Origin of the sequence: Myxococcus dinghuensis (assembly GCF_024198235.1) — a bacterium.
In the GTDB taxonomy this organism is placed as follows: domain Bacteria; phylum Myxococcota; class Myxococcia; order Myxococcales; family Myxococcaceae; genus Myxococcus; species Myxococcus dinghuensis.
In genome coordinates this window covers 120,476-135,261 of record NZ_JAKCFB010000025.1, presented here as the reverse complement: position 1 = coordinate 135,261, position 14,786 = coordinate 120,476, and the positions used below count along the sequence as shown (strand labels likewise).

The following is a 14,786-nucleotide window of genomic DNA, read 5'->3' as shown; positions in this document are numbered from 1 at the left end:
GTATCGTCCACGGCAGGGAACTCCTCGGCCTCCTCGCCAAAGGAGGACCATCTCGGTTTGGTTTCACCGAGGAGCTTCCCTCTTTCCCGCTCGCCCTTCCTCGCCGACTACACACTTATAGGGACACAACCCCTGACGATGGGCGACCTGGACAGGCGCATGTCCTCAGACGAGCGGCGCCGGCTGCTGGCGGCAACGGAAGTCAGCATCGATGCGGGTTTGACCTCCATCGCAGAGGACGCCATTCACTGGGCCATGGCATTCCGCCCGGATGACGTCGAACTCGCGTTGCTGGGCTTGTCACAGCCGCTGTGCGCCATTCTGCGGAAGCTGTTGCTGCGCAAGCAATGGGAGCGCTTCGAGACGGCCATCGAGTTGGAAGCGGCCCTGCGCGCGCGGCTCGCTGAGCTGGGGCCCTACACCGCCACCGACGCCGTGCGAGAAGTGGAGCAAGGGCTCTCGGATGCAGGGGACGCGATGGAAGAGCTGAACCTCATGGACGACGAGGGGGGCTTCGTCCCGGCAGACTGGCGCGCGCACAGGGATGACGTCGAGACCCAGCCCGCAGCGAACAACGAAGACGAGCTGACGACGAACCCGCGCCCCGTGCGCCGCTGGACCTCGAAGTTGCCGACCGCGTAACGGCGGCCCCCCTTTCCTCTCACCACTGCTGATTCACCACCGGCGCGGCGCGAGTCGCTCAAGCCGACCGGGAGACGTGTGTCTTTCGTGCCTCATACCGGGGCACGCACAGGAGACGTGTATGCGCAGGAAGCGAAGCTGCCTTGCCGTGCTGCTGTTGCTGTCTGGAGTGTCCTGGGCGGAGGACGTCAAAGAGCCGCAGTTGCCGGAACCGATTGAGGAAGCGCCGCAGGAGGACGGCAAAGACGAGCGGTGGACGAACCTGTTTCGCGTCGAGGCCACGACGTGGACGCTGTTGCCGCGCGAGGGCCAGGGGATGGAGGCGGGCTTTCTTGAGATTGAGCCCTTCATCGCCTTCGACCGGGGCGAGGATTTCGGGTTCAGCCTGGGGGCTCCCTTGCGCCTGCCGATGTGGGGGGCGCAGAACGGAGGGCTGTTTCGGCGCGAGGACTGGGACACGCTCTCCGACTGGGGACAGCTCGTGCGAAGTCTCCGGCTGGGCTCGAACCATTCGCCCTGGGCGCTGTGGTTCGGTGAGCTGGACAGCTACTCGATGCTGACGGGCCATCTGGTCCGCCGCTACGCCCACCGCGCGAACCCCGACTATCACCCAGCCGCTGGCGTCGTCACAGGCTACCTGGGGCCCGTCTACGTCGAAGCATTCTCGTCGGACATGCTGGGGGCCCGGCTGATGGGGGCGGAAGTCGAACTGGACGTGGAGCATGTGCTCTTCGGCAGGCCCCAACAGCGGTCTCGCTACACGTTGAGCGTGTCCGCCGCGCATGACTGGGGGCGAGCTGGTGGCCGCGCACCTTCGGTGACGTTGGCGCATGTGGACGCGGTCGCCGTGTTCCTGGTGCAGCCGACCTACGAGGCACACGCGTTCGTGGGTGGTGGTGGCGAGCCAGGGGACTCCAACGCCTGGGGAGCGGTGGCGGGGTTGGGTCTGGAGTCCACCACCGACAAACGGCTCCTGTGGCTGCGGCTGGAGGCGCGGCGCCAGCACGGCGGCTTCCGGCAAGGTCTCTTCGGGCCCGATTACGAGCTGGCGCGCTTCCAGGCGGCCGGGCCTGACGGTGGGCCTCTCGCGGATGCTCACTTCCCGGACGGCTACTCCGCCTTCGGTGAGGCCATCATCGGTTGGGACGCCGTCGGCTACAGGGGCCTCACCCGACATCTGAGATTGTCGCTGGGAGCCGAAGCGTTCTCGTGGGGGCGCTTCGACGTCGACGGTAGCGTGGCGGTGCAGCTCTTCTCTCGCGCCCTGGAAGTGGCTGTGAAGGGCCTCGCCGTGGGTGCTGGCAAGCCGGGGGCGCGCTACCTCGGGTCGGCGGAAGTTCGCTGGAGGTTCCTGGGCGGCAAGCTCTACGCGACAGGGACGGGAGGCACGCTGCTGTTCCCCACGGCGGAAGGGACGCTGCGCCCGGGGGCCTTCGCATCGGTGGGACTGGGGGTGGACAATGCGCGCTGACGCCTTGCTCTTGGCCGTGGCGCTGGTGGCCACGGGATGCGCCTCGGTGACGCCTGCTCCGGACCGTCGGGGAATGGTGCGCCTCATGCCGGGCGTGGCGCGTGGGGAGCTGCCGCGCGACCCCCACCTTCTGGGGCAGATCCAGGCACTGGCCGGGTCCTCGGAAGACGCTCGGGAGCGGCACCACCGAGAGTTTCGCTCGGGCACGTCGAACAGCGCCACGGGCGGCAGTGTCGCGGGAAACGCCCGGAACGAGGACGTGTGGGAAAGGCTGCTGGCGAACGCCGGGCTGGAGGACCGGGACGAGCGACCGATTCCAGGCAGCTCACTCACACCCGCTCAGGCCGCGCGATTGATGTCGGAGCTGCTTCGCAAGCCCGTGACGCTGGGCCAGTTCCCCTCGCGGCTCGCGATGGGCCATGTGCTTCGCAACGTGCTGGAGCGCGGCGAGCTGTCGCGGCCTGATTTGGTGCGCCAGGTCGAGCGCTTCTCTCAACTGGTGGTGCTCCGTCCTGACGGCTGCGTGGCGTGGGCACTGAGTGGGAGGACGCAGCAGCGAGTCGCGCCCGTCGAGTGGAAGGACGGTGCCTTCCGCGCGCACCGCTTCGAGCTGGGGCGCTTCTACACGGCGCACTCGGGCGTCTACCGGCTGCTGGATGACGAGCTGCGGGAGGTGGATGGGCGCCCGATTGCGGAGGTCTACGACGACGCGGACTATGTGGGCCGCGTGTTGGACGGGGCCGAGTCGACGGTCGTGAAGCTGGCGCTCTCCATCGGCCACTTCTTCACCTACCCGCTGGACAGCATCGCCTCCCTGAAAAACCTGCCTGCTGGTGTGGCCGCGCTCATCGAGTCGTCCCCGGAGTACTTCGAGCGCTTCCGGCACATGACGCGCGGGGAGCAAATCAAGGCGGTGGCGGCGCTGGTCACGGACCTCGTACTCACGACGGGGACCGCATCGGTCGCGACGCGCACGGTGACGGGCGCGCTGGCAGGCGCCGAAGCCACGGTGCCGGTGCTCGCACTCTCCGCCCAGGGGGCCCTGACCATCGAGCGCGTGGCGGTGCCGGTGGGCCGCGCAGCGGCGGTACTCGGTGGAGGGCCTGGGGCGGCCATCATCCTCCAGCGCGCGAGCACGGCGGCCAACAAAGGAGCGCCGTCAAATGAGCCCGGCCAATGGGCACCCTCGAACGAGACCATGTCCCCTCGCGCACGGCGCTACCAGGAACAGATCTCCGGGCGCTCGGCGGACGATGCATACTGGGTCGGAGGCACGACGACGAAGGATGGCGGCGTAAAATTCGATGGCTTCGAGAAGGGCGTACTGTTGGAGGCGAAGGGGCCGGGCTACGCCAAGTTCTTCGAGGCGCTGAACCCGAAGCGCTGGTTCAAGAACTCAGGGGCGAAGTCGCTTGGCGAACAGGCTCTTCGGCAGGTGAAAGCGGCCAAGGGGATGCCCATCCGATGGCATGTAGCAGAAGAAGCCGCTGTTCCAGCACTTCGGAAGCTTCTTCAGGACAGAGGAGCCCAAGGGATCGAGGTTGTTTTCACACCTCCCCATTGAGGAGGAGACGCGATTGTGACGGAGACCTACTATGCCGGTGCCTACTGGCGAGCGCGCAAGGAATCACTGGATGAATGCGCATCTCGCGTTGTGGCCTTGCTCGAATCCATCGCTGGAGTTGAGGCGTCGTTTGCTAGGTGGTTCAGACAGAGCAAGTCGCGAAAGGACGCCTGGAAGAAGCCGGTCACGCCGAATCAGGATGAACTCGCCAAGGCCCTGGGGCGAACCAAGGATCGGCACCATGAAGATCTTGGCTATCGCATAAGCGGATGGAACGGCGCTCTCGAAGACTCCGACGCATGCAGCTTTGATGCAGCAGTGGGCATCTACTCCGAATGGGTGAATAACTTCTGGCTCTTTGAGTTGCCCCTTCATGGTGCAAGTTCTGAACGCGTCTTGACGACACGAGTCCTGAGCGGACTTCTCAGGAGCATGGCGACGGCGCTAGAACCTGATTGGGGCGTTGCCATGTCTCATGCGCATCGGGACATTGCCGACCCGAACGGGAGGGCCAATGTCCAAATTGGGTGGGTGACCTACCTCGCCCAACGCCTGGGCACCGTGCCCCCACTGCCCGCCCCGGTGCGCATCGAGAAGGTGGAGGACAGGGGCACGCTGATTATCCTCACCCCCGAGCGCTTCACGGCCAGCAATACGGAGCATCTGGCGCTAGCTGAGCGGGTGCGGGCGCTGCTGGACCGAGCAGGGCTTTTGAATCCGCTCCAGGTTGAGCCGTAGTGTACCGGGTCGTGTCCCTATAAGTGTGTAGACGGAGAGGAGGGGCGAGCGGGAGAGAGGGAAGCTCCTCGGTGAAACCAACCCGAGATGGTCCTCCGTTGGCGAGGACGCCTAGGAGTTCCCTGACACAGGGGGATACCGAGTTTGCCGCGCCCTCGCACGAGGAGGTGCGCACCGACGTGCGCGGCCTCTTCCTGGGAGCCATCCGGATGACGCTGGAGATGCTGCTGGAGGAGGAGATTCGGGGCCTGGAGGGGGCCGGGCCCTGGCAGCAGGACCGGCGCAATGGCAGCTACCTGCGCGGCCTGCTGACGTCCATGGGGCACCTGGAGGTGGCCGTGCCCCGGACCCGAGCCAGCGGCTCGGCTCAGGCCGTGCTGGGCCGCTACAAGCGGCGCAGCGAAGAGTCGACGAGGCGATTACCAGCGCGTACGTCCAGGGCGTCTCCGCGGGCGACTTCGCCGTCCACGGCGCCAGGGAGGCCGAGAACCGGCTCGCCCAGGCCGCGGCGGCGCTCCCCGAGGACCTGCGGGCTCGACTCCCCGTGCCCCCCTCCGGCGACGGCCGGGCCCGCTGGTACCGGGGCACCTTCCACGTCGACCTCCCGGACGCGCCGGACGGCCACGCCGTGGTGGAGCGCTCGCAGGGGCGACTGAAATGAGGCTGGAGAGTTCCAATCATAGATGTCTGGGATGGGGCGTGCTCGACCCGGCGGGCCCCCCACCCCTGTCGGAAATCCGATGAGAGGAATTCGGAGGTAACGAATCGGGCCGAGGGCGTCAGGGGTTCAACCAGAAGGTTCTATGCCCCCATCCGATGCCTGGCCACCTTGCCTCTCCGTCGCCTTGGATGAGACCCCATCCGAGCGAGGCCTCTCCCTGCTGGAGGCGCCTGTCCTCGCGGCGCCCGTTCCTGTGCTAGAGCGCAAGGCGCCACGGCAGGAGGGGCGTCCACCGCTGATGAGTATCGTGCGGAGCAAGCAGAATGCGGGCGACCTGGCCGAGGAGCATCGGCCCTGGCTCATGCGCCGCGCGCGGAAGCTCTGCGGCAACGCGCCGGACGCGGAGGACCTCGTCCAGGACGCCATCACCCGGTTCCTGACGCAGTGTCAGCATGCGCGGGCCTTGCCTGACCCTGAGCAGAGCGGACGGCTGCTCACCCGGATCCTCGCCAACGCGTTCAACGACCTCTGTCGGCGACGCAAGGTCCGGGACCGCAACGCCGAAGACCCGCTGCTCGGCGAGCGACTCCACGCCGTGCCACGTCCTCCGGAGCCTTCCCACATGGACTCGGTGACCCCCGAGCAGGTCGACGACGCGCTGCGCGCCTTCAGCCCGTTGGATCGGAAGACCTACAAGCTCCTGTCGGAGGGCGAGGACTACGAGGAGATCGCCATCCGATGTGGCGGTACGCCCGGGGCCGCGCGCACACGCGTGTCCAAGATTCGCGCGAAGCTGCGCGCCCTCTTCACCGCGGGGAGGAACGGATGACCCGCCCCTGTGACAACGTCGAACTGTTCGTCGACGGCGCCCTGTCTCCCGAGGAGGCCGAGGCGTTCCGTCAGCACCTCCCCGACTGCGAGCAGTGCCAGCAAGCCATCGCCGCCCAGTTGGAGCTCGAGTTCCTGGGCAAGGAGGTCCTGGAGGACCACCCCGGGACGACCGCCCAGGTGATTCCCCTCTGGCGACGTCCCGCCATGCGCACGGTCCTGGCCTTCGCGGCGGGGCTGCTGGTCACCGTCGCCGCGGTGCGCCTGCTGCCCACGAGCACCCCGGGCGGGCACCCCCACGCCGTCGCCCAGGCCGATGAGCGGTGGCTGGAGGCGCGACTGCCGCTGGCCGAAGCGGACGTCCACCACCCCTACGTGCCGCCGAGCCGGACGATGTCGGGGCAGCCAGGGTCCTCGCCGCCCCGCGCGCCACTCCCGCCCTCGGAATCGCCGCTGGCACAGGCCGTCGACGACCTGTCGCGGAACGACTCGCGACTCGTGGCGACGGCGCTCGCCAGGCTGGGCTCCGTCCCGGCATCCGCGCAGACGGCGGTCGCCGTCTCCGCCGCGAGGCTCATCCAGGGAGACTTCGAGCAGGCGCTCACCGCGGCGGACGAGGCGCTCGCCCTCGACCCCGAGCTGCCGCAGGCCCAGTGGAACCGCGGGCTCGCGCTCGAAGGGCTCGCGCTCTACGAGCAGGCGGCGGAGTCCTTCCGTCAGGTGGCGGCGAGGAAGGAGCCCGGCTGGGCGGAGGAGGCCCAGCGCAGGGCCGACAAGCTCGAGCAGACCTCCCAGGAGGCCTACGAGACCTGGAAGAAGATGGACGCGGCTGGAAAGGCCCTCCTCGACGCGGCGCCCAAGGAACTCCCGGAGGGGTTCGCCCGCTTCGCCAGCGCGCGGCTCTACTTCTACGATGCCGTGCGCGCGGCCCCCAGCCGGGAGCGTGTCCTGGCCTTGATGGACCTGGCCACCCAGCTCGATGACCGCGCGAGGCGAGGGAGCATCCTCCAGGAGTATGTGCGCCGGGTCGCGGACTCGGACTTCGCCCGGCGGGCGCCCCTGGCGCGGGACTATGGCGAGCTGGCCCGGTCGGGCTGGGCGAAGGTCACCGCACGGGTGGAATCACCCGAGTGGCAACGGGACTTCGTGAAGAGGCTCCGAGCCTCCGGTGAATCCGACATCCTGCTGGGAACCCTCGTCCTCCTGGATCAGCTCCAGGGGGATTTCGCGCTTCTGGAACGAACCGGGGCGAAGGACCCCTGGTTCGCGCTGCTGCTGGCCTACCGGCAGGCGATGGCGTCCCTGCCCTCCAAGCCGGGGCCAGAACAGAAGCAGTGGCTCGTCGACGAGCCCCTCTCGACGCTGAACAGCGCCTTCGAACGGGAGTGTCTGTCCCCCGGGCTGGAGCTGCGCTGCATGCAACTCGACCTCTCCTTCTCGCACGTCTATCTCAAGCGACAGCAGCTCCCAGAGGCACGGATGCACGCGAAGCGTGGCCTGCAACTCGCCCGGCAGCACCATGCCAGGCAGATGGAGGGGCTCCTGCTGGTGCAGCTCGCCCAGGCCTCGAGAATCGCTCACGACGCGACCCAGCAGGCCCGCACCTACTACCGCGAATACATGGCGTTCATGGCGCGCGAGGGTGACGCCGCCGCGAAGAGCGCCCGCCGCCTCGTGTACCAGCACCTGGCGGACATCGATTGGAACGAGCTGCGCATCGAGGAGGCGCGCCACGACATCGACATGGCACTGGCGACCGGGCTGCCCCTCTCGGCGAGCGGCGCCTTCACCTTGTCGGATCTCGCGCGACTCGAGAGCAGACCGGGGGACGAGGCCCACCTGCGGCGTGTGCAGAAGGAGAATCAGACGGACGTTGGGCAGTCGCTCCTGGCGGAGCATTCACTTGGCCGCTTCCTCATCGAGCGCGACGTCGCCCAGGGACGAGAAATCCTGAGCCGTCTCATCCTTCCCCCAAAGGCCTCCTCGAGCGAAATGGAGCAGCACGTCCGGACCTACAGCTTCACCTCGCTCATCTTCGAGGCGGGGAAGCGCGGGGCCTATGACGAGGCCCGAGACCTCGTCGTCCAGGAGCGCGAAGGCCCCCTCCCCGAGCGCTGCGTGTTGATCGCGACCGTGGATTCGGAGCGGACGCTGATGATGGCGCGTGGGGCCGAGGGCGATTGGATGAATGTGTATTCGGACTCCCGGCGAGAGTCATTGAAGCCTGACCTCGGGGGCCTGGTCCCGGGGGAGCTGCTGACACGCCTGCGAGGGTGCGCGCAGGTCGACGTGCTGACGAGACCTCCACTCCAGCGCCGGGCGGGGCTGCTCCCCACCGACATCGCCTGGAGCTATCTGGTCCGCCGGACGACGGCACCTCCGCCCCGGAAACCAGACCGGCGACCACAGCATCTCATCGTCTCCGACGTGACCATCGACGACCGTCGCTACGGGCGCCTCAATCCCTGGCAACCCGAGTTCGGTCCGGACGAGGAACCCGTCCTGCTCAAGCACACCGACGCGACCCCGTCCCGGGTCATGAATGCGATGCGGACCGCCTCTGAGATCGACGTGGTGACCCACGGCGACATCGACAAGCCCGTCAGCAGTGCCTACCTCGCGCTGGCGACGGAGAACGGACAGTCCACGCTGACCTTCTCGATGTTGCAGAAGGTCCAGCTTCAAGCGTCACCCTTCGTGGTCCTCGCGGCATGCAACGCCGCGCATACGACCTACGCCGCGCACGAGGGGCTGAGCTTTCCCGCCGTCCTCATCGAACAGGGTGCGCGAGGCGTGCTCGCGGCGACGGTGGAGATCACCGACCTCGAGGCCAACCGGTTCTTCAACGCCATCCGCGCGCGCATGCGACAGGGCGTCGCTCCCGCCATCGCCCTGAGGGACGAACGCCGGGAGTGGCTGGCGAAGGAGCCGGACAAGCACGCATGGCTCAGGAGCGTCCTGCTGTTCGAATGACTCGACGGGTGGCGGGAGCGAGGTAACACCGCCGCCCCATCACGTCCTCTCGCGTGGGTGAACGCTGAATCCCCATCCACCCGAGAGGAGCCCCACGTGAGCACGCCCCCGCTGCCGGTCTATGAGCTCGACAACCCGCCCCAGGAGTCCTTCTGGAGGAGCGCGAGCCTCACTTCCCGCCACGTCTTCATCGTCCCCATCGTCGAGTCGTCCTCCTTCGTGGCCTTCGGCACGCGCTGGCCGTCCAGCCTGGTCGAGGTGTGCTTCGTCGCGCGCGGCAAGGTCGAGGAGCACCTGGGTGACTTCGTCGCCCGGATGACCCGCGACGAGGCCCAGGTGGAGCTCTGCCTGTGGCCGCCGCTCCCCAAGGCGCTGGTGGAGCAGTTCGGCACGATTCCGCCCTACGAGGGGCACGAGTACGAGCCGCCCTCCGGAACCCCCGTCCGGGGCGCGACGACGACGAGCAACGTCCAGCCCTACTCGCGGCTGCGCGGTACGCCGCTCTGGACGGACGAGGACATCACGTCGCGCTACACGTACCTCGCGCCGCTGAGCGACTCGTCGACGTTCCTCGCCATCGGCTACGACAAGTCCACGCAGCGCGTCGTCTTCGCGGCGCAGGGCTCGCTGACCGGTGACCTGGGCGACCTCATCGCGCAGGTCGTGGAGGAGCAGTCGTTCGTCGAACTGCACGGGCGGCCGCCGCTGCCCCCCGGGGTCCTCGACCTGTACGTCGAGCCCTACACGCCGGCTCCGCAGCCCTCTCTCTGAAGCACCTCGCGCCATGCCCATCGAATTGCTCCTGTCGCATGCCGACACGCACACCCCTGTCCTGGAGCCAGGGGTCGAAGCCGAATCCCTCCGAGGAGTCACCGTGCCTCCCCGAGCCAGCCGCTCGCGGTACCTGCGCGCGAGAACCGGGGACCCGCACGACCTGCACAAGCAGCGCTGGGGGCTCGTCGTTCCCCAGGGTGAGGCGGGACGGCATCTGCTGGAGCTCGTCGCGCCGCTCCGGGACTTCCGACAGCGAGAGCAGGGCGGACATCCCGTCAGGGTCTACGAAGTCCGTCCGGGCATGGACCGCGAGGCCGCCCACCGGTGGCTGGAGAAGGAGTTCGAGGGTGAGCAGGTCGAGGAAGAAGACCGTCCGCGCTACCTGCTCATCCTCGGAGACCTGGATGCAGTCTCACTCGAGCTGCAACAGGTGCTGGCCATCGATGGACTGGTGGGGCGCCTCGCGTTCCCCACCGACGATGGATACCGAGCCTACGTGAACAAGGTCCTGCGTTGGGCCGAGCACCCCTCCCCGGCACTGCTCGCGCGCCCGCTGTTCTACACGGCGAGGGACGGGAGCCTCGCGACGAGGCAGGGCCATGACCTCTTGATGCGGCCCTGTTTCGAGACGTCGACGGAGCGCCAGGAGGCGGGCCTGCAACACATGCAGCCGCCACTGTCCTGGGAGGAGACAGGAGAGGGGCCAGGGTCGGCGGTGGAGCGCTTCCTGCGCTTCGCCTCCGACGCCACGCCCTCGATGTTGTTCTCGCTGAGCCATGGTCAAGGCACGCCCGAGCGCCGCGCCTGGACGTCCTTCGAGGAGCAGCGAGCCCAGCAAGGCGCCCTCGTCCTCGCGCGTGGACAAGTCCTGACGGCCAAGGACGTCGCGCGCGGTCCGTTCCTTCCGGGAGGATTCTGGTTCGGCCTCGCCTGCTTCAGCGCGGGCACCCCCGCGCACAGTTGCTATGAGACGTGGCTCCAGGACCTGCCGTCGCTCCACCCGGCGGCGGCGCGGTTCACGAAGACACCCCTCCACTCACCGGACGGGCGGCCCTTCATCGCCGCGCTCCCCCAGGCAGCGCTCGCGAACCCCGAGGGCCCCCTCGCGATGGTGGGCCACATCGACCTCGCCTGGACCACCAGCTTCAACGACCAGGGCAGCTCCCGTCACAAGAAGTTCCGCGACATCATCGAAGCCGTGGGCCACCGGCACCGGGTGGGGCTCGCCCTGACGCCGTTGCTCGCACCCGCCAACCGGCTGGAGCGCAGGCAGGGCGCACGCGCCCATGACGCATACAAGTCCAAGAAGGCGAAGCGGCGCGCGCGCGTCAGCGACACGGAGACGGCCTTCGACTGGCTCCAGTACCACGACCTCGCCAGCTACATTCTCCTGGGTGACCCCGCGGTCCATCTGCCATTGCCCGCTCCTCCGGGCCAAGGAAGGCAGCCATGTCGAAGCACCGACGTCGCCAGGCCGCCGCCATCCTCTTCCTGATGGTCGTGCTGACCTTCTCGGTCACGCATGACGCCAGTCGTCCCCCGCCGCGCGGAGCGCCCTTCTCCACCAGGAGCCCTCCGCGCGAGGCCACCGCCGACCTCCAGGGACCGCCAGCCCACGTCCCCGAGGCGCTCCAGGATGCCTCGGTGCCACGGCCCTCGATGTGGCTGCGGGGCCGGGTCCTCTCCACCCGGACCGGGCTGGGCATTCCCTCGGCAACCCTCGTCATCCTCCGACAAGGCAGAGCCGAAACCCTCCAGAGCAATCCCCACGGCGAGTTCGAGTTCGAGCCGCCTCTGCCAGGCGACTACGTCATCGCGGGGGCCTCACACCCGGACTTCCAGCCCTTCGCACCCGCCCACGGAAACGCGGGCATGCGCCTCCGGTTCGAACCGGGGACACATTTCACGGACGTCACCCTCATGCTCGCCCCGCTCGTCTTCTGCGAGGGCACCGTGAGGGACGAACAGGGGCGTCCGTCCCCACGCGCGAAGGTCCACTTCCTGTCCACGGGTCGATGGGACCCGGCGAGCGCACCGCCCCAGAAGACCTTCGAGGCCGATGCGGCGGGCCGCTTCCGCATCCCCCTGATTCCAGACGCGCTGATTCAGGCGGAGTCCGGACAGGCCCGCTCCCAGGTCGAATGCCTGTGCATCCTCACCGACTGCCCACTCCAGCTCGACCTGCGCGAGGGCACGCCCCCCGCGAACCTGACCTACATCGAGGGCAAGGTGCTCGACACGCAGGGGCACCCCGCCTCCGACATCCGCGTCAGCGCGACCTCGACATCGTTTCGACGGGCCCCGGCGGATGGCGAGGCGCCCATCAACGACGGTGGCCTCGACGAGGAGCTGCTCAGCACGGCGATGTACATCGGGCCTCTCGAGGAAGCCGTCACCGACGAAGGCGGCCACTTCGTGCTCGGACCGCTCGCGCGCGAGCGCTACGACGTCTTCATCGCCACGCTCCCGGAGGCCGCGGTCACGGTGCCGACCGGCACCCGCGACGTCCTCCTCACGCTCCCCGACACGGGACGGATTCGAGGTCAGGTGTCCTCGGAGGAGGACGGCGCTCCCATCCCCTGCTTCTCAGTCGACCTCGAGAAGTATCGCGCCAACGGCGAGCCCGCCTGGAGCCGGCTCGGAGACAGCTTCCGCCGAGGTGGCACGCTCCACGACGCCGCGGGCGCCTTCGAGTTCCAGCAGTTGGTACCCGGCCGGTATCGGGTCCACGTGGCGGCGCTCGGGTTCTCCGCCGCCGCCCAGACCGTCGCGGTGCCCGCCAGCGAGACCGTCTGGCTCAGCTTCTCCCTGAAGAAGGCCTCGCGGCTGCGGGGCGTCGTCACCGACGCGAGGACCGGGCGCCCCTTGCGCGGCGCCGTCGTCACCTCCTGGCGGCCATCGCTCCAGGGCGATTGGTCGGAAGCGGTGGCCACGAGCGACCCGCGCACCCTCCCCGTCCTGGCCCACACCGCCGAAGACGGCTCCTTCGAGCTGCTCCCGGCGAGAGAGGAGCCCCTCTGGGTCAGCCACGAAGGCTTCAACCCCTGGGTGATTCGGGAGAGCACGGAAACGGGCCGCGTGCTGCGCGTCTCGCTCTCTCCGCTGGAAGGTCACGCACCTGTCGGCGAATACGCGGGCGTGGGCCTCGCCTACGAGCAGGGCCGCGAGCACGAGGGCATGTGGGTCGTCATGCGCGTGCTGAAGGGAGGCCCGGCGGACCACGAGGGCATCAGGGAAGGAGACCTGCTCCTCGCCATCGACGATGCGCCCGCGGTCGGCATGCAGCTGGCGCAAGTCATCTCCCGAATCCGCGGTGAGCTCGGGACCCGGGTCCGCCTGCGCTTCTCCCGCGGCCCCACGGGCCGTGAGTTCGAGGTCGTGCTCACGCGGGCACGGCTCCCGGAATGACCTGGGCCCCAGCCCCATGACGGACAGGGGCCCCGTCCGCCGTCACTCGCTCTTCGCCGTCCCCGCCCCGGGCGTCAGCGCCAGCGTGTGGATGGCCTCCGCGAGCATGCGCGTGCCCGCGCCCAGGCTCTCCAGGGAGATGGACTCATCGGGCGCGTGTCCCGAGTACTCCTCGCCCGGGAAGCCGGGGCCGAAGTCCACGGCCTTGGGGAACAGGCGCGCGTAGGTGCCGCCCCGCACGGACGTGGCCTTCACGTCCGGCGCGTTCCGGTGTCGCTTGTAGATGTCGAGCAGCGTGGTGACGAGCGTCCCGGACGTGTCCGCCTCGTGCGGGTCCCCCACGTAACGCCCACCCCCCTCCTTCACGCGCCCATCCGTCTCCCGCGTCACGCTCTCGGCGACCTTGTCCAACGCGGCGTTGAACGTCGCGGCGTCCTGCCCACGCGGCCGGCGCATGTTGACGCCCAGGCTCACCTTGCCGTCCTTCACGCGCAGCAACGTGGGCGCGACCAGGAGCGGACCCATCAACCCGTCGTCCTGGTACGCCAGCCCCAGCTTCTTGCCGAAGTGGTCATCCTCGAACCATGTGGCCAGTACGCGCAGCATCACGGAGATGCCGTCGTGCTCCAGCGGCAGCCACGCGGCCACGGCGGACAGGTCCCACAGCGCGTTGTGCCCCTCGTCCGCGATGGAGGCATGCACCGCCTTGCCGTGCGTGGTCAGCACCACCACGTCGCCCTCGCGCTTCGCCTCCGCCTGGAGCGAAGCCCGCCCCCGCTGCGCCTGCGCGATGGCGCTCCGCACCCGCCCCAGCGCGTCTTCGACCGTCTCCCCCTGCACCGGGATGAGCTTCAGCGTGGCCGTGCCGGGCACCTGGGTGAGGAACTCACCGCCCTTCACGTCCACCACGCGCAGCATCGCCATCGCCTCCGTCTCCCCCGGTTCCACCGGCGCCTCCAGCGTCCACGCCACGAAGCCGGACTGCGCCGCCACCACCGGGTAGCCCGAGTCCACGGAGATGACGTGCGTCGCCTTCGGCTCCGTCTGCGCGTACTTCGTCATCCCGGTCCAATCGCTCTCCTCACCGTTGCCCACGATGACCAGCACCTTGCCCTGGGGCTGCAGGCCGAGCTGCCGCGCGAAGTCGAGCGCCACCAGCGCCGACGCCAGCGGCCCCTTGTCGTCCTCCACGCCCCGGCCATAGAGCCGGCCGGCCCGGACGTAGGGCTCGAACGGCGGGCGCTTCCACTCGTGCGCGGGCGCGGGCACCACGTCGCCGTGGAACACGAGCCCCAGCCCCGGCGCCCCCTCGCCCCACGCGAGCTCGAACACCTCGCCCCCGCCCACGGCGCGGTACGCCATGCCGTGCGCCTTCGCCCACTTCTGGAGGTAGCGCCCCATGGCCACGATGTCCGGGTTCTTCGCCGCGGGCACCTCGCTGCTCACCGTCTTGAAGCGCACCAGGTCCTGGGTCAGCGCCACCACCTCGTCCAGCGCGCAGGCGCGGACATAGGCGGCGTAGCGCTCCAGGGACGAGGCGCCCTTCATCGCCTGCGCGGAGAAGCGGGCGGCGCGGGCCTTGGGCGTGCCCTGGCAACGGGCGTCCGTCCCGGCGAGCGCGAGGGTGGGAATGGCACAGACGAGAGCGGCGGCGAGGGGGAGACGCATGGCGGTGGGAGACCCTAGTTCAGCGGCGCAGGCCGTCCTACCCGGTGACGCGTCGGTGG

9 protein-coding genes and 2 pseudogenes are annotated in these 14,786 nt (G+C 68.9%); 10 read left to right on the top strand and 1 reads right to left on the bottom strand.

Going from position 1 to position 14,786, the window contains the following annotated elements:
* From LZ198_RS28335 to LZ198_RS28290, 10 genes and pseudogenes are all read left to right on the top strand, one after another.
* Positions 1 to 642 (top strand): annotated as a pseudogene (locus tag LZ198_RS28335) (hypothetical protein); the annotation flags it as partial.
* A gap of 121 nt (positions 643 to 763) precedes the next feature.
* Positions 764 to 2,113, top strand: a complete 1,350-nt coding sequence (locus LZ198_RS28330) for a hypothetical protein (protein ID WP_253975207.1) — start codon at positions 764 to 766, stop codon at positions 2,111 to 2,113.
* A 73-nt stretch (positions 2,114 to 2,186) separates the two neighbouring features.
* A complete protein-coding gene (locus LZ198_RS28325) occupies positions 2,187 to 3,677 on the top strand; it encodes a Tox-REase-5 domain-containing protein (protein WP_253975206.1) in 1,491 nt (496 codons plus the stop codon).
* Positions 3,678 to 3,692: 15 nt separating this feature from the next.
* Positions 3,693 to 4,415 carry an immunity 52 family protein gene (locus LZ198_RS28320; protein WP_253975205.1) on the top strand — a complete coding sequence of 241 codons (723 nt, stop codon included), beginning with the start codon at positions 3,693 to 3,695 and terminating at the stop codon, positions 4,413 to 4,415.
* A gap of 122 nt (positions 4,416 to 4,537) precedes the next feature.
* Positions 4,538 to 4,863, top strand: a pseudogene (locus tag LZ198_RS43485) (transposase); the annotation flags it as partial.
* Positions 4,864 to 5,374: 511 nt separating this feature from the next.
* Positions 5,375 to 5,905: an RNA polymerase sigma factor gene (locus LZ198_RS28310; protein ID WP_253975204.1), complete on the top strand. Its 531-nt coding sequence runs from the start codon at positions 5,375 to 5,377 to the stop codon at positions 5,903 to 5,905.
* Positions 5,902 to 8,877 carry a CHAT domain-containing protein gene (locus LZ198_RS28305; protein ID WP_253975203.1) on the top strand — a complete coding sequence of 992 codons (2,976 nt, stop codon included), beginning with the start codon at positions 5,902 to 5,904 and terminating at the stop codon, positions 8,875 to 8,877. The genes LZ198_RS28310 and LZ198_RS28305 overlap by 4 nt, the downstream gene beginning before the upstream one ends.
* 96 nt (positions 8,878 to 8,973) lie before the next feature.
* The gene (locus LZ198_RS28300) at positions 8,974 to 9,648 is read left to right on the top strand and encodes a hypothetical protein (RefSeq protein ID WP_253975202.1); all 675 of its coding nucleotides are present in this window, start codon (positions 8,974 to 8,976) and stop codon (positions 9,646 to 9,648) included.
* 103 nt (positions 9,649 to 9,751) lie between these two features.
* Positions 9,752 to 11,146 (top strand): hypothetical protein, encoded by a 1,395-nt coding sequence (locus tag LZ198_RS28295; RefSeq protein ID WP_253975201.1) that lies wholly within the window; start codon positions 9,752 to 9,754, stop codon positions 11,144 to 11,146.
* On the top strand, positions 11,101 to 13,059 hold the full coding sequence (locus LZ198_RS28290; protein ID WP_253975200.1) for a carboxypeptidase regulatory-like domain-containing protein: 1,959 nt from the start codon (positions 11,101 to 11,103) through the stop codon (positions 13,057 to 13,059). Before LZ198_RS28295 ends, LZ198_RS28290 begins: the two co-directional genes overlap by 46 nt.
* A 42-nt stretch (positions 13,060 to 13,101) precedes the next feature.
* Here LZ198_RS28290 and LZ198_RS28285 read toward each other — a convergent pair whose 3' ends face one another.
* A complete protein-coding gene (locus tag LZ198_RS28285) occupies positions 13,102 to 14,727 on the bottom strand; it encodes a Sapep family Mn(2+)-dependent dipeptidase (protein WP_253975199.1) in 1,626 nt (541 codons plus the stop codon).
* Positions 14,728 to 14,786 lie beyond the last annotated feature (59 nt).

Bases quoted from the DNA above. Each gene is read 5' to 3' on its own strand.
- LZ198_RS28330 (WP_253975207.1), top strand. From the start codon at position 764: ATGCGCAGGAAGCGAAGCTGCCTTGCCGTGCTGCTGTTGCTGTCTGGA.
- LZ198_RS28325 (WP_253975206.1), top strand. From the start codon at position 2,187: ATGGTGCGCCTCATGCCGGGCGTGGCGCGTGGGGAGCTGCCGCGCGAC.
- LZ198_RS28310 (WP_253975204.1), top strand. From the start codon at position 5,375: ATGAGTATCGTGCGGAGCAAGCAGAATGCGGGCGACCTGGCCGAGGAG.
- LZ198_RS28305 (WP_253975203.1), top strand. From the start codon at position 5,902: ATGACCCGCCCCTGTGACAACGTCGAACTGTTCGTCGACGGCGCCCTG.
- LZ198_RS28290 (WP_253975200.1), top strand. From the start codon at position 11,101: ATGTCGAAGCACCGACGTCGCCAGGCCGCCGCCATCCTCTTCCTGATG.
- LZ198_RS28285 (WP_253975199.1), bottom strand. From the start codon at position 14,727: ATGCGTCTCCCCCTCGCCGCCGCTCTCGTCTGTGCCATTCCCACCCTC.